Annotated in this window: 26 protein-coding genes and 2 pseudogenes; 15 read left to right on the top strand and 13 right to left on the bottom strand. The window is 62.8% G+C overall.

Annotated features, from left to right (window positions below; translation table 11 throughout):
* The first annotated feature begins 60 nt into the window (after positions 1–60).
* A complete protein-coding gene (locus KS03_RS31255) occupies positions 61–930 on the top strand; it encodes a T6SS immunity protein Tli4 family protein (protein ID WP_127913864.1) in 870 nt (289 codons plus the stop codon).
* A 113-nt stretch (positions 931–1,043) separates the two neighbouring features.
* Positions 1,044–1,477 (top strand): annotated as a pseudogene (locus tag KS03_RS10795) (transposase); the annotation flags it as partial.
* 405 nt (positions 1,478–1,882) lie between these two features.
* Here the strand turns inward: KS03_RS10795 and KS03_RS10785 are convergent.
* On the bottom strand, positions 1,883–2,338 hold the full coding sequence (locus tag KS03_RS10785) for an NUDIX hydrolase (protein ID WP_012733493.1): 456 nt from the start codon (positions 2,336–2,338) through the stop codon (positions 1,883–1,885).
* 808 nt (positions 2,339–3,146) lie between these two features.
* Here KS03_RS10785 and KS03_RS10780 point away from each other — a divergent pair.
* The 5 genes from KS03_RS10780 to KS03_RS10760 are packed head-to-tail and all read left to right on the top strand — an operon-like array spanning position 3,147 to position 8,107.
* Entirely contained in the window at positions 3,147–3,896 is a 750-nt protein-coding gene (locus KS03_RS10780) for an FkbM family methyltransferase (protein WP_012733494.1), read from the top strand.
* On the top strand, positions 3,897–4,940 hold the full coding sequence (locus KS03_RS10775; protein ID WP_012733495.1) for a phosphotransferase enzyme family protein: 1,044 nt from the start codon (positions 3,897–3,899) through the stop codon (positions 4,938–4,940).
* 1 nt (position 4,941) lies between these two features.
* Entirely contained in the window at positions 4,942–5,811 is an 870-nt protein-coding gene (locus tag KS03_RS10770; RefSeq protein ID WP_012733496.1) for a GTP 3',8-cyclase MoaA family protein, read from the top strand.
* On the top strand, positions 5,808–6,875 hold the full coding sequence (locus KS03_RS10765) for an asparagine synthase-related protein (RefSeq protein WP_012733497.1): 1,068 nt from the start codon (positions 5,808–5,810) through the stop codon (positions 6,873–6,875). Before KS03_RS10770 ends, KS03_RS10765 begins: the two co-directional genes overlap by 4 nt.
* Positions 6,876–6,892: 17 nt before the next feature.
* A complete protein-coding gene (locus KS03_RS10760) occupies positions 6,893–8,107 on the top strand; it encodes a glycosyltransferase (protein WP_012733498.1) in 1,215 nt (404 codons plus the stop codon).
* Here KS03_RS10760 and KS03_RS10755 read toward each other — a convergent pair.
* Positions 8,064–8,753, bottom strand: a complete 690-nt coding sequence (locus tag KS03_RS10755; RefSeq protein WP_012733499.1) for a cephalosporin hydroxylase family protein — start codon at positions 8,751–8,753, stop codon at positions 8,064–8,066. The genes KS03_RS10760 and KS03_RS10755 overlap by 44 nt on opposite strands.
* A 26-nt stretch (positions 8,754–8,779) precedes the next feature.
* Between KS03_RS10755 and KS03_RS10750 the strand changes: the two genes are divergently transcribed.
* Entirely contained in the window at positions 8,780–9,757 is a 978-nt protein-coding gene (locus KS03_RS10750) for a phosphotransferase enzyme family protein (RefSeq protein ID WP_012733500.1), read from the top strand.
* 15 nt (positions 9,758–9,772) lie between these two features.
* Here KS03_RS10750 and KS03_RS10745 read toward each other — a convergent pair whose 3' ends face one another.
* Both KS03_RS10745 and KS03_RS10740 read right to left on the bottom strand, forming a co-directional pair.
* Complete coding sequence (locus tag KS03_RS10745) at positions 9,773–10,348, bottom strand: polysaccharide deacetylase family protein (protein ID WP_012733501.1); 576 nt, start codon at positions 10,346–10,348, stop codon at positions 9,773–9,775.
* Positions 10,349–10,576: 228 nt separating this feature from the next.
* Positions 10,577–10,846, bottom strand: a complete 270-nt coding sequence (locus KS03_RS10740) for a heme-binding protein (protein WP_050811443.1) — start codon at positions 10,844–10,846, stop codon at positions 10,577–10,579.
* A gap of 700 nt (positions 10,847–11,546) precedes the next feature.
* On the opposite strand from KS03_RS10740, the gene KS03_RS10735 reads away from it, so the two are divergent.
* Together KS03_RS10735 and KS03_RS10730 are read left to right on the top strand one after the other, a co-directional pair.
* Positions 11,547–12,326, top strand: coding sequence for an SDR family NAD(P)-dependent oxidoreductase (locus tag KS03_RS10735; RefSeq protein WP_017923323.1), 780 nt, complete (start codon positions 11,547–11,549; stop codon positions 12,324–12,326).
* A 54-nt stretch (positions 12,327–12,380) separates the two neighbouring features.
* On the top strand, positions 12,381–12,839 hold the full coding sequence (locus tag KS03_RS10730) for a MarR family winged helix-turn-helix transcriptional regulator (RefSeq protein WP_012733503.1): 459 nt from the start codon (positions 12,381–12,383) through the stop codon (positions 12,837–12,839).
* Positions 12,840–12,919: 80 nt separating this feature from the next.
* Here KS03_RS10730 and KS03_RS31250 read toward each other — a convergent pair whose 3' ends face one another.
* The gene (locus tag KS03_RS31250) at positions 12,920–13,294 is read right to left on the bottom strand and encodes a hypothetical protein (protein WP_127913863.1); all 375 of its coding nucleotides are present in this window, start codon (positions 13,292–13,294) and stop codon (positions 12,920–12,922) included.
* A 19-nt stretch (positions 13,295–13,313) separates the two neighbouring features.
* On the opposite strand from KS03_RS31250, the gene KS03_RS29850 reads away from it, so the two are divergent.
* The 3 genes and pseudogenes from KS03_RS29850 (at position 13,314) to KS03_RS10725 (ending at position 15,654) form a co-directional block, all read left to right on the top strand.
* Positions 13,314–14,119 (top strand): IS5 family transposase gene (locus KS03_RS29850; RefSeq protein ID WP_085962421.1). Its coding sequence is split into 2 segments (ribosomal slippage): positions 13,314–13,644 and positions 13,644–14,119, totalling 807 coding nucleotides; the frame shifts between segments, so codons are not numbered across the junction.
* A 36-nt stretch (positions 14,120–14,155) separates the two neighbouring features.
* A pseudogene (locus tag KS03_RS31245) lies at positions 14,156–14,374 on the top strand (IS5/IS1182 family transposase); the annotation flags it as partial.
* A gap of 116 nt (positions 14,375–14,490) precedes the next feature.
* Positions 14,491–15,654, top strand: a complete 1,164-nt coding sequence (locus tag KS03_RS10725) for a serine hydrolase domain-containing protein (RefSeq protein ID WP_012733504.1) — start codon at positions 14,491–14,493, stop codon at positions 15,652–15,654.
* Positions 15,655–15,705: 51 nt separating this feature from the next.
* Here the strand turns inward: KS03_RS10725 and KS03_RS10720 are convergent, their stop codons facing one another.
* From KS03_RS10720 to speD, 5 genes are read right to left on the bottom strand one after another with little or no spacing between them, the layout of a single operon-like run.
* Complete coding sequence (locus KS03_RS10720) at positions 15,706–16,401, bottom strand: pyridoxamine 5'-phosphate oxidase family protein (RefSeq protein ID WP_012733505.1); 696 nt, start codon at positions 16,399–16,401, stop codon at positions 15,706–15,708.
* 18 nt (positions 16,402–16,419) lie between these two features.
* On the bottom strand, positions 16,420–17,496 hold the full coding sequence (locus KS03_RS10715; protein ID WP_012733506.1) for a DUF3419 family protein: 1,077 nt from the start codon (positions 17,494–17,496) through the stop codon (positions 16,420–16,422).
* Positions 17,497–17,504: 8 nt separating this feature from the next.
* Positions 17,505–18,236 (bottom strand): iron-containing redox enzyme family protein, encoded by a 732-nt coding sequence (locus tag KS03_RS10710; protein WP_012733507.1) that lies wholly within the window; start codon positions 18,234–18,236, stop codon positions 17,505–17,507.
* A 12-nt stretch (positions 18,237–18,248) separates the two neighbouring features.
* Positions 18,249–18,899 (bottom strand): hypothetical protein, encoded by a 651-nt coding sequence (locus KS03_RS10705; RefSeq protein ID WP_232252179.1) that lies wholly within the window; start codon positions 18,897–18,899, stop codon positions 18,249–18,251.
* A 36-nt stretch (positions 18,900–18,935) separates the two neighbouring features.
* A complete protein-coding gene (gene speD, locus KS03_RS10700) occupies positions 18,936–19,328 on the bottom strand; it encodes an adenosylmethionine decarboxylase (RefSeq protein ID WP_012733509.1) in 393 nt (130 codons plus the stop codon).
* Between the two features lie 636 nt (positions 19,329–19,964).
* On the opposite strand from speD, the gene KS03_RS31240 reads away from it, so the two are divergent.
* On the top strand, positions 19,965–20,351 hold the full coding sequence (locus KS03_RS31240) for a hypothetical protein (protein WP_144415945.1): 387 nt from the start codon (positions 19,965–19,967) through the stop codon (positions 20,349–20,351).
* Between the two features lie 111 nt (positions 20,352–20,462).
* Here KS03_RS31240 and trpS read toward each other — a convergent pair whose 3' ends face one another.
* On the bottom strand, positions 20,463–21,485 hold the full coding sequence (gene trpS, locus KS03_RS10695; protein WP_012733510.1) for a tryptophan--tRNA ligase: 1,023 nt from the start codon (positions 21,483–21,485) through the stop codon (positions 20,463–20,465).
* 195 nt (positions 21,486–21,680) lie between these two features.
* Positions 21,681–21,905: a DUF4260 family protein gene (locus KS03_RS10690; protein ID WP_012733511.1), complete on the bottom strand. Its 225-nt coding sequence runs from the start codon at positions 21,903–21,905 to the stop codon at positions 21,681–21,683.
* Between the two features lie 590 nt (positions 21,906–22,495).
* Here KS03_RS10690 and KS03_RS29845 point away from each other — a divergent pair.
* Positions 22,496–23,035 (top strand): GNAT family N-acetyltransferase, encoded by a 540-nt coding sequence (locus tag KS03_RS29845; protein ID WP_167539774.1) that lies wholly within the window; start codon positions 22,496–22,498, stop codon positions 23,033–23,035.
* Between the two features lie 52 nt (positions 23,036–23,087).
* Here the strand turns inward: KS03_RS29845 and KS03_RS29840 are convergent.
* A protein-coding gene (locus tag KS03_RS29840) for an IS5 family transposase (protein WP_085962421.1) occupies positions 23,088–23,893 on the bottom strand; the annotation gives its coding sequence in 2 pieces (ribosomal slippage) (positions 23,088–23,563 and positions 23,563–23,893; 807 coding nt in all).
* Positions 23,894–24,033: the final 140 nt, after the last annotated feature.

Raw genomic sequence — 24,033 nt, 5'->3', positions numbered from 1 at the left:
ATCATTTTTACAATCGCTCTTGTTCAACTCGCAGCCTGCAATCGCCATCAGGATTCGAGCATGAGTAACCTATCCCAATCAATGACAGAATCAATGCGTACTGTTTGCGTCGGTCGGTACACAATCGATCTTCCGAGATCTGCAGCCGGCCTCAAAATTGGGCAGAAAATTAATGGTATCCGAATTGAAGCGCAGTATCCGGCCAATACAGAGTTGCTGAAGCGCAAAGTTGCGGAGGACGCGAAGCCTGGCGCCGGAAAATCCGCGTCTACATTGACCGGATCGCCTAATAACTCTCCCGACTCTTCGATCTTCCAGATATCGGAAGATGGTCAAGGCTTGCATACGATACATGGCTATATGACAAAGAGCGATGTGTTGTATTCATTCACCGTTCAGGTGTTGTCCGACTCGGTTGTCGGGGCAAAGGTCGCTATATCAAGATTGATGCAATTAATTCGTCCCCGAGAAAATCTAGATGTCCCGAAGGAAGCTGGAATTTGTATCGATCGCGGGTTTATTCCTGGCGATCGTGAGCAAATGGAATCTGTGACTATGGTGGTGAATTTGCCGGAAATCAAAAGTAGATTTGGAGTTGACTTTGATTCTGGCGGCCAGGGGACCAAAGAAAATATTATCTCTCGCATGTCAAATCTACCTCTGCCGTTAGCAAATTTTGTGTCCCAATCGTCAACGATTGTTCGTCGCGAAGAGAGAAAAATTGACGGTCGGAAAGGTGACGAATACGATCTCATCGACAAATCAGCCAAAACTGCTTCGTTCGAATGGTCCGCATTGCCTGGTGACGATGGTGTGCGTGAGCCCGGAATTGATGTAACGCTTGATTCTGACGAGGCGGTTAAAGATGAAGAACTCGGCTCACTCCTTGCAGCGTGGGATGTCATGTTGAATTCGCTCAAGCGTCGTTGAATTTTATCGGCTTGGTTTTCGGACAAGGCCGCGGGCTCAAGGGGTTCGATGTAGTGGCCTAATGAACCCGGACACTGATTTAGGCGAGAATGCTCGCCATGGAGAGGTGTCTGATGCCGAAGCAAGGTCGCTCGTTTTCCCCCGAGTTCAAACAGCAAGCAGCCAGCCTGGTGCTTGACCAGGGCTATAGCTTTTCAGAGGCGAGCCGTTCGGTCGGCGTCGGCGAGACGGTGCTGCGCCGCTGGGTGCAGCAACTTCAGATGGAACGCCAGGGCGTCACGCCGCAGGGCAAGGCAATCACGCCGGATCAACAGCGTATTCAGGAACTCGAGGCGCGTATCGAACGCCTCGAGCGTGAGAAGGCCATTTTAAAGAAGGCTACCGCGCTCTTGATGTCGGAAGGCATCGAACGTACGAAGTCATCGATCAGATTGGCGTAAGCGAATCGGTCGAGCTGATCTGTGCGGTATTCGACGTGTCGCGGTCCTGCCTGTATGCCCACCGAGAGCGAGCCCGACGTGTTGATGCCGTACGCCCGGCCGCGCGCATCACGCTGCAACGGACAACGAAAAAGGGAAAGCAAAGACTACGGCATGCCAGTTGCGGTTCGGTATCGAGCACATTTTCCCGAGGGAAGATGATCCGCTGTCCCTCATCAATGAGGCCGTGGGCTATTCTTGGTGCGACACGTTCCCGGAGAACGCGGTCGCTGAGCGTTTTTTCGCCGAGGACCGGCTTGTTGGCTATTTGAGGCCTTGGTTTAATATTGATTCGGAACGTTGAGTTCGTGCGGCAGGTTTCAGATCGAACCGGCCCTTTCAATGGCCGGTTTGCAGGATAGGCCAGCGACCGCAGCTGGCCGAAAGCCGCCCCACGGCTCCGCGTAGCCGTGCCTGGGCTCTACCGGCGGTGCCGACTCGAGGCTATCTTTGGGCCAACTCGGAGCAGCCGCTCAAGCGCTGAAAACTCCCGCGTCGTCCAACATCTCGACTAGCCCGTCTGGATAGATGGTTTCGGCGGTGGTGGCCAGTTCCTCCCGGCTCCACCACCGATGAGTTGCCATCACCTCAACCTCGTCGGCGGTCCAGCCTTCGCGCGAAATGGATTCCGTCTCGACGTGAACGACGAAATATTGCTCGATAGCAAGCACGTGCTCGCCATTTGCGAGTTGTAGGGGAAACTTGCTCTCGCGGATTGGCGCAGATAGGTGCGTCTCAAGAATGCTCGTTTCCTCATGAAGCTCTCGCTTCGCGGCATCCGCAAACGACTCGCCTTGCTCGACACCGCCGCCCGGCGTCGCCCAGTAGTCCCTCCCTGCTAGTGCGCCAGTCTTGTGAATGAAGCGAAACAGCAGTATTCGCTGCTCCGGCGTGAAGATGAGCAGCCTAGCGGCAGGACGTTCACGCATGAGTTTGCGCTTGCGGGGCGTTAAGGGGAAAGAGTGGTTTATTGTCGGCAAATCAGACCGCCGTGTCGACTCGCCGTTGCTGGCCGGATCGAATCCTCCGCAGTGCGCTAACGCGGCCATTCGATCTCGCGGCGCAAGCCATGGCCGGCCGGCAACTGTCCAAGCGAACAATCGGCGCCGCGCGCGGCGCTGCCCACCATCGCCGCCCTTGGCTGCCCCGCCGCTAGCAGCGACGGCCCAAGGCAATCGGTGCCGCCGCGCCGGCGCCCGTTTCTATTCTCTGTCGGCATCCGGCTTTTTCCGGCGCGGCGGCCGCGGCGTCCGTCTCACGCGGCGAGCGTCGCCACCCAGCGGTTGAACGGATCCGGCGAATCCGCCTTGTTCATGTCGTCGGGGTGCGCCACGATCTCGCGTCCGGTGGCCGGCACGGCAACTCCGAACGGGTGATCCGCGATGCCCGCTACGCGAGCTCCGGCGCCGCCACGAAGCCCGCTTCCGGGTCGCGATTCGGCGGCTCGTGGGCCTTCTTCGTCCCAGCAGATTTCAGCCAGGCGGGCGCCTGGCACTGGCTGGTATCGTCTTGCCTGGTAGCAAGGTGCGGGAAATCCGTCGTTCCAGCAGCGTCATGAGCGTGACACCCGTGCGTAGAGCGATGGCGCGGCGTGGCGCTGCACGCCACGGTGTTTATTGAAGCGTGGTCATGCCATCGGAAGTTCGGGTAAATTACCGGGCAATCCGTCCCGCTTTGCGCCATGCCCGGCATCGCGTGCCGCATTCCACTTCCCGACCACCCGGAGCCGCCGTCCCGATGCAGGATTCCCCCGCCGCCCTCGACCTGTCCTGTCTGGCCGCGAGCGTGTATGCGCAGGGCACGGAAGAAGCCGTGCTGGCCCGGCTGATGGCCTGCATCGCGCCGGAGAACCGCTTCTGCGTGGATATCGGCGCGAGCGACGGCCTGCGCAACAGCAATACCGCGCTGCTGCTGCGCGAGCAGGGCTGGAGCGGGCTGCTGGTGGAAGGCAGCCGCTACCGCTTCGACAAGCTCGTTGCCAACTACGCCGGTGCGCGGCAGGTGCGCCTGGTGCACGACCGGGTCCGGCCCGACACGGTGGACGACCTGATCGCCGAGGCCGGTGCGCCGGCCGATTTCGACCTGCTGTCGATCGACATCGACGGCAACGACTACTGGGTGTGGCGCGGCCTGCGCACGTTTCGTCCGCGTATCGTGGCCATCGAATACAACCCGTACTACGCGCCGCCCGAACGCTGGGTAATGTGCTTCAATCCCGACCACGAATGGGACGGCTCCACCTATTACGGCGCGAGCCTCGAATCGCTTGCGCGGCTCGGCAAGGACAAGGGCTACGAACTCGTCTGCTGCGACGACATGGGCAACAACGCATTCTTCGTGCGCGAGGATCTGTATCCGCGGCTCGGCATCGCCGGCAACGCGCCCTCGGCGCTGTTCCGCCCGGCCATGTACAAGCTGCGCTACGTGGGCCACAACACGTTCCTGAGCGGTCATCCGTATCGCTACGGGCCTGCCGAGGCGATCTGAATGCAACCGGGCGCCGCCATCTTCGACACGATCCGCGCGGCCTATGGGCTCGCGCCGGGCGGCGAGCCGCGCCGGATCAGCGAGCGCGTCTGGCGCCTGCCCGGCGCGGGGGCGTCCGACGGCGGCGTGGCCGTGAAGCTCTACGCCGATGAGCACGGCGCGCGCGCCGCCAAGGAGGCGTCGATTCTCGCGCATTTCGAATGCCACGGCGACCCGCGCTTTCGGGTGCAGGCGCTGCTGCGCACGCGCGGCGGCCAGCCACTCTGGCACGGTGACGGTGCCGACGGCGGCATCCTGCACGCAATGGTCACCCGCTGGGAGGCGGGGCGCCTGCGCACCTACGATAGCTTCGCGCCGCTCGAATGGGAGGCGCTCGGCGCGAGCCTGGGCGCGCTGCACCTGAGCCTGGAGCGGCTGCGGATGTCCCCGGGTTCGCCGTTCGACACGATCCGCGCGCGGCTGTGCGCGATCGACGCGGATTCGGTGCGCCGCGACCTGCTCGACGCGCTGCGCGCGGGCGAGCGCGCCGCGGCGGACGGCGGCCCCGACGTCACGAAGCTGCGCACCTACGTGGATCTCGCGCTGCGCCTGATCGACCTGCACTATCCGGGCAGCATCGAGGGCTTGCCCGAGAGCGACCCGCAGCACCCGATCCACAACGATTACAACCAGTTCAACTACCTGTTCGGCGATTCGCTGCCGCCGGTGATCCTCGACTGGGAAGCCTCGATCGGCGCGCCGCGCGAATACGAACTCGTGCGCTGCCTGAACCATCTGCCGCTGGAAGCGCCGTCGCACGCGCAGGCCTTCGTGCGCAGCTACCTGCGCGTGCGACCGGTGAATGCGGCGCATCTGCACTGGGCCGTCGACGCGGCCTGCCTGCAGCACGCGCTGAAGCGGTGGGTGGTGCGCGGCTGGCTCGCCGATCCGGCGCGCTTCGACGCGCATCTCGACGGCGCCGTGACGATGTCGACGATGATGCTCGGCGCGCGCGGCAGCCTCATCGACTTTCTTTTTCGCTGTGCCGAACAACCGGAATGCTGACGTGAATCCAAGCCCGACTCCGAGTGGCGCGCCGTCCGGCGAGCGCCAGCATGTGTTTCCGCCGCCGATGGAACGCGAATACCGCGTCGAGGCCGGGCGCGTGCTGACGCGCTCGCTGGAGGCGCATGTCGTCGATCACTGCAACCTGACCTGCGCCGAATGCTGCTCGCTGTCGCCGCTGCTGCCCGAGTGGTACGCGAGCCCCGCATCGGTCGAGCGCGACCTGCGCGTGGCGGCCACGGTGTTGCGCCCGCGCGTGTTCAAGCTGGTGGGCGGCGAGCCGCTGCTGCACCCGGAGCTGGTGGAACTGATCGGCCGCGTGCGCGACACCGGCATCGCGCCGACCATCTCGGTCACCACCAACGGCCTGAAGCTCGGCGAGATGTCCGACGCGTTCTGGCAGGCCGTGGATGCGCTGACCATCTCGCGCTATCCGAAGCCGGGGCTGTCTGCCGACCTGATCGCCCATATCGAGCAGCAGGCGGCGCGCTTCGACGTGCGGCTCAACTGGAAGGTGCAGGACGTGTTCACCACCATGAACCGTGCGCAGCCGTCCGATCGCGACGAGGCGCGGCGTATCTATCACGACTGCTGGATTCGCGAGCGCTGCCACATGATTCGCGACGGCATGTTCTATACCTGCACGCGCCCCGCGCATTTCCACACGCTGTATGGCGGCGCGCGCGATTTTCACGGCGACGGCTTGCCTTTGCGCGAGGGCCCGCAAGCGCTCGACGCGATGCTCGCCTACCTGCATCGCGACGCGCCGCTCGAGGCCTGCCTCGAGTGCCGCGGCGGCAGCGCGCCGGTGGCGCCGCATCGCATCCTCAGACGCATCGAGGTGGACACCCTCAAGGCGAGGTATCGATGAGCATCGGCAGGCGCGATCCGTTCGGCTTCGAGCGGCTGCACTATCACCCGCCGAGCGGCGCGTTCGCGGCCAGCATCGCGCAAACGCTGCGGGCGGCCGGATCGACCGGCGAGCCGGCGCTGCCCGACGCGGCCGCGATCGCCGGCTACCTGAACGGCGAGAGGCTGAGCGGCCGCACCGTGCTGCGCGACGTGCGCGCGGTACCGCCCGGCCACGCACTGCTGCGCACGCCGCAGGGGTTCGACCTGCGGCCCGCGCCGGACGCGCCGCGCCGCGCCGAGCTCGACGCCGTGCTGCTGGCCTCGCTGCGGCGCGCGCTCGACAGCGGCAAGCGCGCGGCGCTGGCGCTGAGCGGCGGGCTCGATTCGGCGCTGCTGCTGGCGCTGCTGCGCGAGCTCGGCGCACACCGCGCCGTGACCGCCTACATCCTCGCGACCGACATGCCCGACTACTGCGAGCTCGACGCCGCGCTCGAGCTGGCCGGGCAAATGCAGGCGAGCGTGCGGATCGTGCGCGCGAGCGAGGCCGATTTCGTGGCCGCGCTGCCGCGTACCACCCACGCGGTGGAAGAGCCGATGTTCAACCTGCATCCGGTGGCCAAGTGTCTGCTGGCCGAGGCGATGGCCGCCGACGGCGTCGAGCTCGCGATCACCGGCGACGGTGCCGATCAGGTGTTGCGCCGCGATCGTTCGGCCAACTATCTGCCGCTGTGCCACGCGCTGTTCGACGCCGCCGCGGTGCAACTGCATCCGCCCTTCGTCGATGCCGACGTGGTAGCGCACCTGACCAGCTTCGATGCCGATCCCGACAAGCACTGCCTGCGCGAGCTCGGCGCGCGCCTGAGCCTGCCCGAGCGGCTCGTGCGCGGCCCGAAGCGCGGCCGGCTCGCGCCGGCGATGGATCTCGCCGCGTGGCTCGATCGCGCGCGGCTGCCAAGGCTGGCCGCCGCGCTCGGCCTGCCCGCGCCCGGGCTCGAAACCGATGCCGAGCGCGTGCTGTGGGCCACGCTCGGCCTGATTCTCGATCACTTCGATGCCGCGCCCGACCTCGCGCATCGCTCCTGACCCACGAGTCTTTCCCAATGAAACGGATCCTGTTCTGCGTGGTGCCCGAGAAGGGCCATCTCAACCCCTGCATCGGCCCCGCACAGCATCTGCGCCGCGCCGGCCACGAGGTGGCGTTCTACGCGCCGGCCGACATCGGCGCGCAGCTCGACGCGGCCGGCGGCTTCGCCTTTCTCGGCCCGCGCGAGACGCCCGAGCGACACGACCTGTCGCGCGGCGCGAGCTTCGCCGCGAGCATTCGCGACGCCGACTGGCTGCGCAACTGGATCCGCACGCTGTTGATCGACCACGCGCCCGCACTGGTCGATGCGATCCGGCCGGTGCTGCGCGACTGGCGTCCCGACGTGGTGGTGATCGACCCGCTGCTGTACGCGGCCGCGATCGCGGCCGAGCTCGAAGGGCTGCCGTGGGTGTCGATGTCGAACTCGCTGAACCCGGTGCTGCCCGAGGCGCTCGAGGTGCTCGATTCGGCGCTGCTGCGGACCGTGCGCTGGCTCGCGCCCGAGCGCGAGGCGCTGTTCGCGCGCTACGGGCTGACGGCGCGCTTTCGCGGCTGCGACGTGCTCTCGCCGCATCTGACGCTGGCCTTCACGACCGAGGCGCTGGTGGGCGCTCCGCCGCCCGGTGTCGAGCTGGTCGGGCCGGCCATGCCCGCCGGCGCACGCGGCGACGAGGCCCAATTTCCGTGGGAGCGGCTCGATGCCGGGCGGCCGCTCGTCTACATGTCGCTCGGTAGCCAGCTGTACTACCACCCCGAGCTGTTCCTGAAGGTGATCGAGGCGACGCGCGAGAGCGGTGCGCAACTGGTGCTGTCGGTGGGCGAGCTCGTCGATGCCGGGCTGCTGCCGACCGACGACCCGCGCGTGGTGATCGTGCGCTACGCCCCGCAACTGGCCTTGCTGGAACGCACGCAGGCCTTCATCAGCCACGGCGGCGCGAATTCGGTGATGGAGGCGCTGGCGAGCGGCGTGCCGATGCTGCTGTCGCCGTTCTGCAACGACCAGTTCCATTCCGCGCACTTCGTGGTGCGGGCCGGCGCGGGGCTGCAGCTCGATCTGGAGGCGGCCGATGTGGCGCAGCTCGGCGACGCGATCGCCCGGTTGTTGCGGCCTGGCCCGTTGCGCGAGGGCGCCGCGCGGATCCGCGAGAGCTATGCGCGCGACGGCTCGGCCGAGGCGGCGCAGCGGATCAGCGCACTCGCCGCAGGAAGCCGCCGGGCGACAGCGTCATGAGCACGCGGTCTTCGATGTCGAGGTCGGCCTCGAAACGGTGGTCGGCGGCGAGGAAGGCGCGCACGGCCGTGGCCGGGTTGTTGCCGCGGCCGTAGGGCTTGCCCTCGAAGGTAGCGGCGGGCAGGTATTCCATGATCGTGTCCATCACGATCGCGTAGCTGCCCGGCGAAACCAGCGGCGCGTAGCATTCGAGCTCGCGCAGCACGTGCGCGTGGGTGTGCGTGAGGTCGAGGATCGACATCACGCGCGCGCCGTCGGGAATCTGCTCGCGCACGGCGGCGAGCGTGGCGTCGGCGCACGAGTCGCCCTCGATCAGCGTGATGCGGCCTCCCAGGCGGTGTTCGCGCAGGCGCGTCTTCACCTCGTCGCGCAGGCGCGGCTCCACCGCGATCACGCGGCCGTGGTCGCCGGTCAGCGCCAGCATCGAGGCCGAGAACACCACGCCGCCGCCGGCCGCCACGCCCGTCTGCACGATGCAGTCGGGGCGCTCGCGCCACACCAGCTCCTGGATCGCGAGCATGTCGCCGGGCAGGTGGAAGAAGCGCTCGCCGAGCCAGCGCGTCTGGAACAGATGGTCGAACTCGGCCGCGCGCGCGAGCCACTCGATGCTGATGTCCCGCATGCGGGCTGAACTGCGCTCGGACATGATTCTTGCAAATGATGGAGAGTGACGTGGAAACGCCCGAATTCTGGCTTCACCGGCACTGGGGCTTGTGGCCGGCGCACGTGCGGGCGCTGTCGTCCGGCCATACTAACAAAAGCTTTCGCGTCGACGCTGCGAATGGTGCTGCGGTGCTGCGCGTGTCGTGGGCCGGCAAGGCCGCCGCGCAGGTGCGGCGCGAGGTGGCGGCACTGGTGGCGCTGGCCGGGCTCGATGCCTCGGATGCGTGGCGTGGCCTGCCGGCCGTGCCGCGCTTGAGGGAGACCGTCGATGCGCGGCCCGGCGTGCGGCTCGACGACGGGCGCTGGCTGCATCTGTTCGAGGCGATCGACGGTGAACCCGGCCTGCCCGACGACGCGCGTGCCGGCACGATCGCGGCGATGCGCGCGCTCGCGCCGCTGCATGCGGCGCTGAACACGCTGCCGTCCGGGGCCGCCGCGCCGGCTGCCTGGCTCGATGCACGATTCGCCCGCGTGGCGGCACGGCCCGCTCCGGCGTGCCTTGCCGCCGAGCAACGCGCGCAATACGCGGCGGTGATCGACCGGATCGGCGCGCATCTCGCGGCCGCGGCCCGCTGGCTCGATGGCCCGACCCAATGGCTGCATGGCGACTATCACGCGGGCAATCTGCTGTTTGCCGATGGTGTGCTGCGCGGCGTGCTCGATTTCGACGACATGGGGCAGGGCGCGCCGTGGCTCGAGGCCGCGTTCGCGGCGTTCGCGCTGTCGCGCGACGCGAGCGTGGAAACGCATTTCGTGTTCGATACCGATCTCCGGGATGCCGGGTTGGCGGCCTATGCGGCAGGTCGGTGCTATGCCGCGCCCGGCTGGCTCGGCACGCGTCGCGAGGCGGTGATGATGCTGTTCTGCGCCGAGCAGACGCTGATCCACCTCGAAGCCGCGCAGCGTGGGCTGTGGACGCCCGGCCCGGGGATCGGTTTTCTTGGCGGCTGGCGGCAACTGCTCGATGGCGCGATGCCGATCGGCTGAGCGACGGCCTTCGGTTCAGCGCGCCGTCTGCAGGAACAGCCGCACCGCCTCGACCGTGGCCGGCCGCGCCTCGCCGTGGCGCGAGCCGTCGTGCAGGCAGAACAGCACGTCGCGTTGCATCGCGTGCTGCTCGGCCAGGTGCTCGCGCATCGCGGCGCACAGCACCTGCGGGGCCGGCGGCGGGTGTTGCCAGTCATCGAGGATCGCGCTCCAGCCGGTGTGCTCGCGTGACAACCGTGCCAGCACGGCGGCGCGCGGGTCGTCGGGCTGCAGGCCGTAGGGCAGGCGCAGCGCAATGGCATCGGGTGGCGGCAGCTCGGCCAGCCGATGGGCCGCGCGGATCAGCGCGTCGGTGGCCGCGATCTCGTCGATCAGCGCCGCGTCGGTCAGCGCGCCGGGCCGGGCATGCGTCCAGGTGTGATTGCCGAGCCGATGGCCTTCGCGCACGATGCGGGCCGCCATCTCGGGCGCCTGCTCCAGGTGGCAGCCCAGCACGAAGAAGGTCGCCGCGCACGACGCCTCGCGCAGCACGTCGAGCAGGTGGGGCGTGGACGGGCCGGGGCCGTCGTCGAAACTGAGGTGGAATGACATTGCGCGGCGGCGTGCCTGGTCCCAAAACCATGAAATCAATCGGCCATTCGTCGGGGTGGCCGTGGCCCTGCCAGGCGGATGCCCCAGCCGAGTTCCGACTTCGTCAATTCCCATTGCGCCGATTCTTCTGGCGTAGTCCTCGAATGCGTCGGGTTTCATCGCGATCCGAAGACTACAAAACATGGCCTGCGCTCGGGCAGGCCATTTTGCACGGATGGCGAATCCGTTTCAACGCAGCCCGAACCGGCGCTGCTTCAACGCCAGCTCGCCCAGCTCGCGATCCCGGCTGCGCATTGCCGCCCGAAATGCCGATGCCGCCCACACCACCCGTCCGTCGACGAGGATCGGACAGCCGCCGGCCACCGCCGCCATGCGCGGCCGGCAGGCGAGCGGCGCAACCTGCGGATTCTCGAGCGCGGCGTTCCAGGTGGGCGTCGACAGGCCGTGCGAGGCGGCCGTCCAGGCCACCCCGAAGGCGACGCCGGCGCTCGGGAGCACGCGGCTTCGATCATGACGAATGCGGCTTCGCGTGATGGCGGCGGGGCGTGCCGGACACGCCGCAGGCGCTGGCGCGACACGATTGCCTCGCGTTTGGTCACGGTGGCCGCGAGCCTCGCGCGTGGCGCTTCCTGCGGGACGGGCAGGCGAGGCGGGTGCGCGTGAGTGGCGAGCGCTCGGTGGACGATGCCTCGCTCGCGCGGCCGATGGGCCGTGAACCGCGCGGGCCTGCTGTTCACGGCGCCATATCGTAGCGGTAAAAGGTTATCCGGCTGACAGTTCCTTTCGGCAAGGTTCTCGCATACCGCGCGCGCGACACCAATGACCGGTGTGGCGCCGGCCGATGGGCTCCTTGCCGGCTCATAAGAGACATACGCACCGCCGATCTCACCTCCGCAAAGCCGCCATTCGAACGAACCGATACAGACCTACGATTTGCATCCCTCGAACTCCCACATGCCGATCTCTGAATTCTGCGCACTAGCTCTGGCCAGCTCTCGCCACCACATCGGTCGATGAACGCTTCGAGCTGAGCCTTGATCGTCTGGGCGTGGGAGACTTGGATTCGCCCCGCCACCTTTGCGTAGCGCTGGGATGACGGCTCATCCGTAGCTTCGCACGTTCGAACAACGCCCCTTTTGGTTGATGAATCAACTTCAAGAGAGTAGAGTAGTTGATATATCAACCGATGGAGCATGGCATGGCCACCCCGATCGATTTCACGCGTGCGCAGGTACTGATAACTGGCGGCGGCCAGGGCATCGGCCTGGCGCTTGCGAAGCGCTTCCTTGCGGTAGGCAGCCGCGTGCTCGTCACCGGCCGTCACGAGTCGAAGCTTGAGCAGGCAAGACGGGCTCATCGTGGCCTGGAGATCTTCGTCAACAACATCAGCAGTGCTGCTGGGCGCATCGAGTTGGCGACGCATGTGGCCGAGGCGATGCCGGGGCTCAACGTGCTTATCAACAACGCGGGCTACCAGCGAAGGGTCTCGCTAGCTGCCGACGACGCTCCGTGGAGTGACTCGCAAGCCGAGATCGATACGCTGCTCTCCGGGCCTATCCACCTCACTCGGTTGCTGGTTCCGCTGCTGCTCGCGCACGGCGGCGCCGGCATGATCGTCAACGTCACATCAGGTGGTGCGTACTTTCCTCAACCCTTCGCTCCGGTCTACAGCGCCTGCAAGGCGGCGCTGCACAGCTTCACGGTCAATTTGCGATTCGCGATGTCGAAAACGGCCTATCGCGTCGTCGAACTGATTCCGCCTGCGGTGCAGACAGGCCTCGGCGGTACTGATGCTGGTCATGGGGCTCCGCTCGACGAATTTGCCGACTCGGTGTTCAAGCAGCTGAGCGTCGGCGAGCGCGACGAGATCGGCTTTGGCCCCACCGCGAGTCCTCGCTTCGAGCAGGCGGCGGCGCCGTATCGCGAAATGTTCCAGGAGTTCCAGACCCGCACGCCGGTTAAGCTCTACGGTGACTGACGCGTCGAATTCGATCATAGTTGACGCGTCGAAGCAAAGGAGCGACGCCTCACTATGAACAAGAATCGGCTTTCGGCTAGGGAGCAAGCGCTATGGCATGCACTGAAGCGGCTGGGCGAAACGGTCCTGGCCCGCGTGGGTTCCGAGATTGAGACTGCGACGGGCATTTCCGGCTCGGACTTCGCGATCCTTTCTCGCCTAGAAGACCTCGGGGGGGGGACACTCAGTCAACAGGCGCTGCTGCAATCGCTCGATTGGGAAAAGAGCCGTCTATCGCACCAACTCACGCGAATGGAGGCGCGTGGTTTGGTGGCTCGCGTGTCTCAAGATACCGCACGCGCGATCAACATCGCGTTGCTCCCTGCGGGTGCTGACGCGATTGCCGCCGCGCGACCCGCACACGCGAAAGCCGTGCGTGCCGTCCTTCGGCAAATCGATGAGGAAGACGGTCATCGCCTGATTGCGCTTATGGAGCGTTTGGAAGGGCGGGGGAGTGCTCGCCGGCCTGTCTGAAACGGCTGCATGTGGTCGACAGGCGTCTCGTGCTACGGTAGTTTTAACCCTGAAAGCAGGCGGTCGGCAATCGAGCCGGTTCAGTGCGTGGCCGGATTTGTCTGCATTTGAGAAATATCGATACGGCCCGGCTCGGAATCGACCGCATGAACCGTCAGAACACGTATGCCGAGCGGGCCGCGCAGCGAATGCACAATGGACAATCTGCTGATCGGCCCGCCGTACTGTGGAAATAGTGGAGAGGTCAAGCAAACCGTCACGTTGCCGCCAACGAACGAGTCAAGCCATTCGACCGCATTACTGCATCCTTTCTGATAGGTTGCTTGAACAGTTTCTTCGTAAAACACATCTTTTTTTGCCGATAACCTGACTGCCAGCGCTTCAATATCACCAGTAAGCATCGAGAAGGTCAGGCAGTTAAGGGCCGCTAACACAACCTGGACATGATGCAGCATACGTCGTATCGTCCGCTGCATGGCAAGACGCAAAATCAGCAACGAGTTGTGGGTGGCGCTGGAACCTCTGATTCCGGAGTTCTCGCCATCACCCAAAGGCGGACGCCGGCGCACGGTCGATGATCGAGCTGCGCTCAACGGCATCCTGTATGTGCTGCAAACCGGTATCCCGTGGGAGGACCTCCCACAAGAGCTGGGCTTCGGCAGCGGCATGACGTGCTGGCGACGTCTACGAGATTGGCAAGCAGCCGGCGTATGGCAGCGACTGCATCTGGCGATGCTGCGTCGGTTGCGTGAACACGACCAGATCGATTGGGAGCGCGCGAGCCTCGATGGAGCCAGCGTCTCCAGCCCCCGGGGGGGCAGGAAACCGGCCCCAACCCGACGGACCGAGGCAAGCTCGGATCGAAACGACACATCGTCGTAGATGCACGCGGCATCCCGCTGGCTATCACGATTACGGGAGCCAACCGGCACGATTCGATGGCATTCGAACCCACGCTTGATGCCATTCCTGCGGTACCGGGCCTGAACGGCCAGCCGCGCAAGCGTCCGAGCAAACTGCACGCTGACAAAGGGTATGACTTCGCGCGTTGCCGGCGTTATCTGAGACAGCGCGGCATCAAGACCCGTATCGCCCGCCGCGGTATCGAAAGCAGCGAACGGCTGGGGCGACATCGTTGGGTCGTCGAGCGCACGCACGCTTGGTTCGCCGGATTTGGAAAGCTCCGGATTCGCTTCGAGCGCCGTCTCGATATTCATGCTGCTTTGCTCTTCCTGGCTGCCGCCGTTATCTGCTCGAGATTCGTGGATGATTTGTGTTAGCGACTCTAAGCAGGCTCCTGAATTCAATAAAGAGCGATTCGATACGCCGACGGCTATAACGAATCGCTGTTCAGCACGATCAGGCTGGAGGAATTCGTTCCGCAAACTCCCCCCGTTGCGGCCAATCCGGACATGGCTTAACGAAGCATTTTCCAAGATGTATGCCAAATTTTCGGCAATGTACGACGCAGACGTCAAGGGCGGCCGACCATCGCGCTGCAGAAACGGATGCGCACCATGCTGCTCCAGATGTTGTAAAGCATCCGCAACGATGCGGCAGTTGCCAGTTCCAACACGCCATCAATGTATAATTCGCTATCCTGCCAGCACCAAAAAGCCCTTGGCTATACAAATAAAAAACCTCAAAAATAATGAGAATTAAAAAATCAGTTTCAATCGCGGCAATTGCGTCGCTGTGCCTGCTGATCGTTTCGTGGAACCTGTTGCGTCTGCCGAGCCCGATCGTGCTCCTCGATCTCGAGTTCGGCTGGACCCCGACCAGCCAGACATTTCGGCTCTTTCAGAATCGACTGCTCGAAAAATCCGCCCAGCCCCTTGTGCTGAACACCGCCGAGCCTCGGTTCAATCACGCCGTGACCTGGAAAGGTGCCGATTCGAACGTCGACGATTTCCTGAAGAACACGCAGACTCGCGCATTCCTGGTGATTCAGGACGGAAAGATCGCGTATGAGAGATACGCGAACGGCTACAGCGCCGCCTCGAAATTTGCGTCTTACTCGGTAGCGAAGTCCTTTGTCGCCACGATGGTGGGGGCTGCCTTGTTCGATGGACGGATTCACTCGCTGCAAGATCCGATCGGCAACTATCTCGAACCCGGCGACGTGCGCGAGCAGTATCGTCGCGTGACCATCGAACAGCTGCTTTCCATGCGATCCGGCATCGACGCGGCCGAGAGCTACGATTCCGCCTTCGCGCCGGTCGTGCAGATGTACCTGACCACCGATCTGAACCGCTTTCTGTCACGTGTATCGGGGTTTCGTCATCCGCCGGGACAGGAATTCGAGTACCGGAGCGTGGACACGCTGGTGCTGTCGAAGGTCTTGACGCGCGCCACGGGCGTACCGCTGTCGGCCTACGCGCAGCAGAAGCTGTGGACTCCGTTGGGCGCATCTTCCGACGCGAGCTGGAGTCTGGACAGCGCGACACACGGCGTGGAGAAATCCTTCTGCTGCCTCAATGCCACCGCGCGCGATTTCGCGAAGCTCGGTTTGCTGTATCTGGCGGAAGGCGATCTGGCGGGCCACCGTATCGTGAGTCGTGACTGGGCGCTCGCGCCCGGCAAGTCTCCGAACCCGACCGATGCCCTTGCCTACTTCGATGGCTGGTGGATTCCGCCGAACCACGGGCGCGACCGGGATTTTGCCGCAATCGGCATCTACGGGCAGTTCGTCTACGTCAATCCGTCCACGCACACGACGATCGTGAAGCTCAGCGAGTACGGTGCGGAGCAGGACGAACTCGACACCTTGCTGGCGATGCGCCAGATCGCGCACTCGATCACCGCCGCGCAATGAAATGCCGGTGAGTCGACCGCGCGGCCCGCTGCGCCGCGCGGTCGACGTGCATCAGCGAGTCCCGTCGATGCGATCCGAAAATTCAGGCTTGCCGGCGAATGCCTTCAGATGGTCCGGCAGCGCCACGGGCGGAAATCTGCCGTCGGGCACCGCGGGCCGGAACACCGTCGAGCACGGAAGAATACCCGTCCAGACCGGTGTTTCCGGCATGTGGTCCTCCTGATCCGGAAACTCGTTGCGGATCTTGGCCGCCACCTGGTCGAGCGTCAGCCTGAACACCGACATCGCATCGAGTTCGTCGTCGCGCACCGTGCGCAGCGTCTCCCAACGTCCCGGCAAGGTCCGACGGAAAAACTCCCTCATCGCAGCGCGCTTCTGCTCGCGATCGAGAATCACCTCCGGCCTGCCATGCACGACGACCGACCGGAAGTTGACCGAGTGGTTGATCGCGCTGTGGCCGAGCACGAGCGCGTCCATCAACGTGACCGACAGCGCGATCGGGCCGGACTTGCAGGCCTCGGCAAATCGTCCGTGCGCGGCGGAGTGGAAGTACACGTGCTCGGCGTCGCGCCAGTAGGTCATCGGGATGATCTGCGGCAGCCCCGCCTCGACGAACGAAATATGACAGACGTAGCCGGCGTCGAGGATCGCATGCACCACCTCAGGGGCATACGAAGCGCGATAGGCAATGCGTTTCACCCGATGCGGCTCCTCGGTCGGATACGCGGCTTGGCGATCATGGGTCATGCTGATTTCCTGATGTGGTTAGACAGCCTTGAAGGCATGAATTTGCCATAGACCGGTCGATTCACGCGACACGGCTTCGGTAAAACGCTGCGACTCGTCACGGAAGCCTTCCAGCGTGGGCCGTATGATCCGCACATGGCCTCGAATCACGGCCAGTCCGCCCGCGCGCATGTGAGGCCGCGCGATCTGCAGGCAGCGCCGTGCCGCATCGTCTTCCAGAAACGAGGGAACATCGGACAACGAAAGATAGTCGATTCCTCCCCCCGTCGCGCCGAAGGCCTGCAACACGTCACCCTCGATGAACTGCACGTCGCACGCTCGCAAGTTGGCCTGAGCGCTGGCATAGATGTCGGGACGGCATTCCACCGGCAGCCCTTCCGCGAAGCGTATGCGCCCGAGGAAGATCAGCTGAAGAAAGAAGCTCGATCGCGCCGGGAACTGGGTGAGAAGGCGCTCGAAGATGCCGGTGTAGATGCGCAGATAGCTTTCCGGCAGGTTCTTCTCCGGAAATTCGCCCTTGTACAGCAACGAGTTCAGCGCGGTGGAATTGCCGAGCAGTGCCAGTACGCATCGCCACCGGAAGCGCGGGAAGCCGTTCCGGAAGTAGTCGGCCTGAGCTTTCACGTCAGTCTGTTCGAACAGCCGATCGCAGGCTCGACCGAGTACGGCGCGCGTGACTTTCGACAGCGTGATCAGCATCCGCTCGAACTTCCCCTCGTACACGAGGGGCCCCCAGGCGATGCGATCGAACATCGCCTCCAGCACGGTGCGGTGGCGCGCTTCCAGCTCCAGGCCGGCGAACAGCGCCCGGCGTGTCTCGGGCGACATGCCGTCGAGGTAGCCCAGGAAGCGGCAGTATTCGTCCCGCTCCACCTGGCGCAGCAAGGCAATGCGCAGGCGCGTGACGGCCAGCTGTGCCGGGCTGATGTCGACGCAGGTCAATTTCCGGGGCGCGCGGGCCAGAAGCGGAACGATGCGGCTGCCGCAATCGGCGATCGCGAAAACATGCTCGGCCCCTTCGGCCAGCATGTTCATCTCCGTTTCCGCATCCTCGTCACCGAGCGTGTAATTGAGGTGCTTGAAGTAGGTCGCCACAGCCGCGCTCACCGGTTCGGAAACAGCGCGTCACACACGGCACGGTAACGGCTCGGCTGGCCGCTCACGAGCTTCATGTATTCGCGATGGACCTCGTCCAGCATCTGGCCGGTCAGGCGCAGGCTGACTTCGGCCGTTTCGCCGATGGCGTCCCAGTCTTCCTGGGATTTCGCGACTCGCTCGATTACCGAGCGCACTTCGCGAGCGTGCTCCTCGTCGATCGACGAGTGCGCCACGAAGAAGGTCAGTTGGCTATCCTTGAGACCGAGTTGCTGCCTGACCTTGCCGACGAGCGGATTGATGTACTGATACGAGCTTTCGGCCCAGAAGCTGTAGCCGAGCCGGCGGTACGGGTTGCCGTGTTCCGATGCCCAGTAGAGATAGCCGATCAGCGTTTCGGTGGCGGGGAGCGGCGCGGGCAGTACGAGTTCGCCCTCGGCCTGACCCAGCGAGCGCAGATCGTGCAAGGCCATCATCTCGTGGCCGGCCTCGTCCGCCGCGTGATCGAAGCAGAACTTCATGTAGACCGGGTTTTCCGGATGCGCGACGCCGGCCACGGCCTGGTTTCGGGCGTTGTGCGAGGTGTAGTGATAGGTTTCGAGCATGTAGATCATGTACAGCTCTTTCGAGAACTCGCCGGCCTGAATGGAGCGGGCCAGCTGGGAGTTCTGGAGAATCTCGGCCCAGGTCGTGCTGATGCGTTGCTCGAGTGCCGCGAATTGGGTGTTGATGTCGTTCATGATGGTCGATCCTTAGATGATGGAGGAAGCAAGCGAAGGAATAGTGTTCTGCAGTTGCACGGTGTAGGAAAAGGCGGCTTCCACGACGGACAGGATCGGCGCTTCGAGGAACCAGTAGTCGCCGTTCTCGCGCATTTCGACCGTGACCGGCGAGACGTGCGTGGGCTTCAGCCCGAACTTCGCGAACACCCGGCGTTGCGGCGTGCGCGCAAGCGCGACCAGCCCGAGTGCGCCGCGATTGCGCGCGTAGAGCAGCGCCGTGCCGAGTGCGAGCGCCGTGGACAGCGTGCGGAATTCTTCCCCGTGCCACGACACGAGCCGGCTCAGTTCGAAGTGTCGAGTGCAGGCGCGCGCATTCGCATGCGCAGGCACCAGGCTACCGCCCTCGAATGGATGGGAGGTGATGCGCACGGTGGACAAGAGTCGACCATTGCGGTCCTGAACCACCACGATCCCGCTGCGCTGACTCAGGCCAAGCTGCACGTCGAGCTCGCGATGCTCGTCCGAGTTCAGGTAGCCTCGGCCGCTATCGGCGTAAAAACCCACGAGATGATCGTTGATGCCCGCGATCCGCTCGTCACCCGGCTCGAGCACCGCCGCCTGCAGCGCCATGTTGCGCGCGACCGTGTCCAGAAAATCGGCAATCGCCTCCACCTGCCACATGTCGCGCTCCTGATCGTGACTGACGGCATGCATGGCTCAGGCCTCCACATACTGCGCTGGTTGCGGCATGGCGGAGTGCGCCGAGGGAATGGTGCAGGTGCCGCGGCGTTGATAGCGAATCACGTGATGTTCGCAATCCAGTGCGTCGATCAGCCGGGGCACGATCTCGGAGGGCTCGCGTCCGCAGGTGAACACGTCGATCGCGATGTACGCCGATTCCGGGTAGGTGTGATACGAGCAGTGCGATTCGGCGAGCAGGAACAGGCCGGTCACGCCGCCGCCCTCGCCGAACTTGTGGTCGACGAAATTGAGCACGCTGAAGCCATCGAGTGCGTTCGAAAAGATGTGCTTGAGCCGCGAGGCGTCGCGCAGAAGATTCGGTTGCTTGACGTGTGCGTCGATCAGATAGTGGTAGCCGGTGTCGTCCATGACGAATCGCAGGGAAGTTGTGAGTGCAGATCAGGGGTGAGCGCCGCCATCCCGTCACGAGAGACAGGAAGCGAAAGATGCGGATGGCTTTTGGGGGATTGCGAATTGCTGTCGATTTGTTTTTTCGCGTGCCTCGGATTACTCCCTGGAGTGGCTGATTGAACGTGACGGAAAATGAACGTGAAACTCGTGGCCGGTGATTCTGCCGGGCAGATCCGATTTTTCCCTGCCGGGGGGCGCGCCGTCGTGGCGCGTGGTGGGCGAGCCTACGCGAGCGGCGAACGATTCGCCTGGTTGCGAAGATCGTGCCGCGGATGCTCGATAAATGGCATCGTCCGTCGTGCTGCGAACGATTTAAAGGACGCGTGATCGCGTGACATCTCTCACCTCGGAATTTTTAATATTTCTTGCGGGCGGAAATCTATCACGACCTTTTATGTTTGACAAGCGATTATCGTGTTCGAGCGGATATCAAAATAACAATAAATTTCATTTATTTATGGCTGCTCGCGATTTTGATGTGCTAAAAGTCGCTAACGCAACCTAGGCATAACAACGGGCGGAATCTATACCAAGGTTCCGCCACACTTCAATCAGATGGTTATATTTGACGGACGTATTCCGCATGCTGTTCAGATGGTTGAAGGAGCAAATGACCCGCTAGAGGCCAGGATAGTCATGTGCGGCTGGTTTGACAGGCCGTCGTTACGGTCGGATGGCGCACTTTCCCTTTCCGAAGTAAAGCCAGTCATGGACGATTTTTGCGCGTCCGATCTTGCGGCCCATTTCGAAAATGTGAGCGGGAAAGATATCGTGACTTATCAAATCACAATCCAATCACCGGGGATTCCGTCATCAGTCACGTGCCTGAGTGACACGCTGGTTCTGTCGCGCACCTCAGAATCGAAGCTTGGAAGCGTTGCGGTCAGACAGCGCAACGTCGTAGAAATGCGAGCGGCATTAAAATTTCCCAACGCGGGCGCCGGAAGTACGATTGCCTTTCCGATTGAAGCAATAGGATAATCGACGAAGAGACTGGACAACCAGAAATCGATAAGTCCAGACGGCTTGCCCGAGAGCATCATTGCTGGCGGGCATGGGGTGCGCAGAACGACAGCGCATGCCGTCAACGCATCAAAAATAGACCAACCCAAGGGCGCGTTTCAACTCTGCGACCGTTGCCCCCGCAACAGTCCGCGCCTTTTCCGTTCCGGCTTTCAGGGTACGAAGTACTTCGCCCTTGTCTTTTGAATAGTGTTCGCGACGCTCACGAATAGGCGCCAGCAGTTCGTGCAGAATGTTTTCGAGCCTTTCTTTGACGATGCCATCGCCCAAACCGCCCCGGCGATACGCAGCCTTCAATTCTTCGACCGCCTGCGTATCCGGGTCGAAGGCATCGAGATAAGCAAATACGACGTTGCCCTCAACCGTTCCGGGGTCGCTCACTTTCAAATGGTTCGGGTCGGTGTACATTTTCTTCACGGCCGTTTTGATGTCTGCAGCCGACGCGCCGAGGTTGAGCGCATTGTTTAGCGACTTACTCATTTTGGCTTTTCCGTCGATGCCCGGGAGTCTGCCAGTTTTCGGTATAAGTGCTTCACACTCCGTCAGCACCGGTCGATCCAATGGCCCCAGCAGTCCGTTGATACGTCGAACCAGTTCGTTCGTTTGCTCGATCATCGGCAGTTGGTCGTCACCAACAGGTACGAGCGTCGCTTTGAACGCCGTGATGTCAGCAGCCTGACTGACCGGGTATGTCAGGAAGCCCGCGGGAATATCACGTTCGAACCCACGCAGGCGGATTTCTTCCTTGATCGTCGGATTGCGTTCCAGCCGTGAAACCGTCACGAAATTGAGAAACAGGTTGGCGATTTCGGTCAATTCCGGAACTTGCGATTGGACAAAAATCGTGCTTTTTTCCGGATCAATTCCCACGGCCAGATAATCAAGCGCAACCTCAATGACGTTATCCGTCACGCGTTTATAGCGCTCCGCGTTGTCGGTTAGCGCTTGCAGATCGGCCAGCAGAATAAACTGAGTGTTCGATTCCTGTAGTGCAATTCGCGTTTTGAGCGAGCCAACATAGTGACCTAGATGCAGCGGCCCAGTAGTCCGATCGCCCGTAAGAATGACCTTCCCTTCGTGTGTTCCCTTCATGTTGCGAGTAGCCCTTGCGTGATCGTGAACCACTACAGCCTGTCGGCTGACCTCTCATCCTACAGCTTCAAAAGCTGGCTGCGTGCATCGCCCAAAATTCAAAACCCGGCAATAGGCCAGTTCCGGCACTGCATTTCAGCCGCTGTACGGTCTTCGTGAACGTTACCCGCTACGGCTGACCTTCGGATGATTATGTCAGCCGCACAGTCTTAAGCCGATATCGGGGCGCGCGATGTAACCCGCGTGTGCGAGCCACAACCCACTACAGTGCGCGAGCAGCGGCACCGGCAGGAACGGGCCCACCACGAGCACGACCGCACCGAAGCCGTAAATGTGCAGCGCGTTGTAGCAGAACGCGCCGACCCCCGGGCGCCAAATAGAGAGCGTAGCGTGCAAAACGATTCCTACGCCGTCTTGCATCGATTGTCATCGATTCAGCCGGTGACGTCGAGTGACTGTTTCTGGCCGGCTGCCGCCCGCCACGTTCGGCGGTTGCCGACCCGTCACGGTCAGTTACCGAGTCGCAATGGCAGTTTTGTAGTGACGCGCGACCGCTCTTGTCTTCGGATTTCTTGCTCGTGCAGTTCCGGCGTTGCTATTTGGCTGTGAAGGTAGGTCGCCAGGGCAAACCGAAGGGCTACGCTCAGTGTCAAGGTTGGTGCGACTGATGCGTCCAGAGGTGATTTCGTATACGTGGATACCTTTTCGCCTTTCACCGTGGCCATCACCAAAAAAGCGCTTAACCTGGCAAGATGAAAATAAATTCAGTCAATCCAAGCCTACAGCCTAGTGCTGATGACGGTCCCGTTTCGCGCCGTACTGTGGCATCTGCTTCCACGGCTAGCCCTACCGAGCAATTTGCCGGTCTTCCGCCCAGACGCGCCAAGCGCACCGGTCCGTCATCGAACGAGCAGGGTCGGCCGGCGAAGATTTCCAGACAGGGCAGTGATGGCCCGTCCAGGTCGCCAACGGTCGACATACCGCCGTTTGCGGAACAGAGCAATGCAGGGTTGCACCAGGACGAAATAGTTGTCCTTACAGAGAACCAGCTTCCGCAGTTCACGGCCAGCCTCAAACATGATGTTGAGCACTGCGGGTCTACTGACGAGGACCGCGTCGCCAGCACCATGGAGATGCTCGACTCCTTGAATGTGGGCTTCTCAAAAGACAAGTACGACGTGATCGCCCATCGTCTGCGTGGACGATCATCAGGCGTTTTGGTGTTAGAAAAGGGTGAACCGGCCAAGGTCCTGGCAATGGTGACCCACCCGAATTCGAAAGGCGTTGGATCAGCGCTGATGGAACAAGCCGTGAATCTAGCGAAGAATCTGACGGGCAAAGCGGAATTACATCTGGAAGTGATGGACGCAGCAGCAGCAGCCTACCAAAAGATGGGGTTCGTGATGAGTCAAGCCTCAGATTCAGATTCAGACTCAGATATCACGTGCGAACCTATGGTCCTGAATGCAAATGATGCAACCAATTGGAAGGAGGACAGTAACGGATATATGCTGATGACAAATCGTAAGCCCCCCCATTTCGTGGGCTGACAGTGGGATTGGCTCAATGAGATGTTTCGTATGGCCGTTGCAGTTAGAGTCGCTAACACAAGTCATCCACGAATCTCGAGCAGATAACGGCGGCAGCCAGGAAGAGCAAAGCAGCATGAATATCGAGACGGCGCTCGAAGCGAATCCGGAGCTTTCCAAATCCGGCGAACCAAGCGTGCGTGCGCTCGACGACCCAACGATGTCGCCCCAGCCGTTCGCTGCTTTCGATACCGCGGCGGGCGATACGGGTCTTGATGCCGCGCTGTCTCAGATAACGCCGGCAACGCGCGAAGTCATACCCTTTGTCAGCGTGCAGTTTGCTCGGACGCTTGCGCGGCTGGCCGTTCAGGCCCGGTACCGCAGGAATGGCATCAAGCGTGGGTTCGAATGCCATCGAATCGTGCCGGTTGGCTCCCGTAATCGTGATAGCCAGCGGGATGCCGCGTGCATCTACGACGATGTGTCGTTTCGATCCGAGCTTGCCTCGGTCCGTCGGGTTGGGGCCGGTTTCCTGCCCCCCCGGGGGCTGGAGACGCTGGCTCCATCGAGGCTCGCGCGCTCCCAATCGATCTGGTCGTGTTCACGCAACCGACGCAGCATCGCCAGATGCAGTCGCTGCCATACGCCGGCTGCTTGCCAATCTCGTAGACGTCGCCAGCACGTCATGCCGCTGCCGAAGCCCAGCTCTTGTGGGAGGTCCTCCCACGGGATACCGGTTTGCAGCACATACAGGATGCCGTTGAGCGCAGCTCGATCATCGACCGTGCGCCGGCGTCCGCCTTTGGGTGATGGCGAGAACTCCGGAATCAGAGGTTCCAGCGCCACCCACAACTCGTTGCTGATTTTGCGTCTTGCCATGCAGCGGACGATACGACGTATGCTGCATCATGTCCAGGTTGTGTTAGCGGCTCTTAGAGGCCAGTTCAAAAACTCCCGAGAGGGGCTGTTTACTTCCTCGGCAAGCTGTTAACCTTGGGCATCAGAACAACGGAAGTCCA

The organism is Burkholderia glumae LMG 2196 = ATCC 33617 (assembly GCF_000960995.1).
Classification (GTDB): Bacteria; Pseudomonadota; Gammaproteobacteria; order Burkholderiales; family Burkholderiaceae; genus Burkholderia; species Burkholderia glumae.
This window is presented reverse-complemented; position numbering and strand designations above follow the sequence as displayed.

Coding starts and splice junctions, on each gene's coding strand:
- KS03_RS31255 (WP_127913864.1), top strand. CDS start 61: ATGAGTAACCTATCCCAATCAATGACAGAATCAATGCGTACTGTTTGC.
- KS03_RS10785 (WP_012733493.1), bottom strand. CDS start 2,338: ATGCGTGAACGTCCTGCCGCTAGGCTGCTCATCTTCACGCCGGAGCAG.
- KS03_RS10780 (WP_012733494.1), top strand. CDS start 3,147: ATGCAGGATTCCCCCGCCGCCCTCGACCTGTCCTGTCTGGCCGCGAGC.
- KS03_RS10775 (WP_012733495.1), top strand. CDS start 3,897: ATGCAACCGGGCGCCGCCATCTTCGACACGATCCGCGCGGCCTATGGG.
- KS03_RS10765 (WP_012733497.1), top strand. CDS start 5,808: ATGAGCATCGGCAGGCGCGATCCGTTCGGCTTCGAGCGGCTGCACTAT.
- KS03_RS10760 (WP_012733498.1), top strand. CDS start 6,893: ATGAAACGGATCCTGTTCTGCGTGGTGCCCGAGAAGGGCCATCTCAAC.
- KS03_RS10755 (WP_012733499.1), bottom strand. CDS start 8,753: ATGTCCGAGCGCAGTTCAGCCCGCATGCGGGACATCAGCATCGAGTGG.
- KS03_RS10745 (WP_012733501.1), bottom strand. CDS start 10,348: ATGTCATTCCACCTCAGTTTCGACGACGGCCCCGGCCCGTCCACGCCC.
- KS03_RS10735 (WP_017923323.1), top strand. CDS start 11,547: ATGGCCACCCCGATCGATTTCACGCGTGCGCAGGTACTGATAACTGGC.
- KS03_RS10730 (WP_012733503.1), top strand. CDS start 12,381: ATGAACAAGAATCGGCTTTCGGCTAGGGAGCAAGCGCTATGGCATGCA.
- KS03_RS31250 (WP_127913863.1), bottom strand. CDS start 13,294: ATGCTGCATCATGTCCAGGTTGTGTTAGCGGCCCTTAACTGCCTGACC.
- KS03_RS10725 (WP_012733504.1), top strand. CDS start 14,491: ATGAGAATTAAAAAATCAGTTTCAATCGCGGCAATTGCGTCGCTGTGC.
- KS03_RS10720 (WP_012733505.1), bottom strand. CDS start 16,401: ATGACCCATGATCGCCAAGCCGCGTATCCGACCGAGGAGCCGCATCGG.
- KS03_RS10710 (WP_012733507.1), bottom strand. CDS start 18,236: ATGAACGACATCAACACCCAATTCGCGGCACTCGAGCAACGCATCAGC.
- KS03_RS10705 (WP_232252179.1), bottom strand. CDS start 18,899: ATGTGGCAGGTGGAGGCGATTGCCGATTTTCTGGACACGGTCGCGCGC.
- speD (WP_012733509.1), bottom strand. CDS start 19,328: ATGGACGACACCGGCTACCACTATCTGATCGACGCACACGTCAAGCAA.
- KS03_RS31240 (WP_144415945.1), top strand. CDS start 19,965: ATGGTTGAAGGAGCAAATGACCCGCTAGAGGCCAGGATAGTCATGTGC.
- trpS (WP_012733510.1), bottom strand. CDS start 21,485: ATGAAGGGAACACACGAAGGGAAGGTCATTCTTACGGGCGATCGGACT.
- KS03_RS10690 (WP_012733511.1), bottom strand. CDS start 21,905: ATGCAAGACGGCGTAGGAATCGTTTTGCACGCTACGCTCTCTATTTGG.